The 311-nt window shown below is 59.2% G+C and carries 1 protein-coding gene; it reads right to left on the reverse strand.

Features of this window, described 5'->3' with window-relative positions; translation table 11 throughout:
• A partial coding sequence (locus tag AF337_RS27300) for a peptidase dimerization domain-containing protein (RefSeq protein WP_152971212.1) occupies positions 1 to 311 on the reverse strand: 311 nt, incomplete at both ends.

Consider the following 311-nt stretch of genomic DNA (forward strand, 5'->3'; position numbering starts at 1 on the left):
ACGTCCTTGACCCGGTCGGTGATGTCCCGCACCTGATCCATCAGCGGCGCGCGGACCTTGTAGAGTACTTCGGCCTGCGACTGGACGACATTGGGCGCCTTTCCGCCGGTATCCGTTATTGCATAGTGAATTCTGCCGTCCTGGACGATGTGCTCGCGCAGGAAATTTGCCCCGACATTCATCAGCTCGACTGCATCGAGCGCGCTTCGCCCGAGATGGGGCTCGAAGCCCGCATGTGCGCTCACACCACGGAAAGTGAAATAGACCTGGTTCGTCGCCAGCATTCTTGCATGGTAGGCGAGGTTCTCATC

Source organism: Rhizobium ecuadorense, from assembly GCF_001187535.1.
GTDB classification, from domain to species: Bacteria; Pseudomonadota; Alphaproteobacteria; order Rhizobiales; family Rhizobiaceae; genus Rhizobium; species Rhizobium ecuadorense.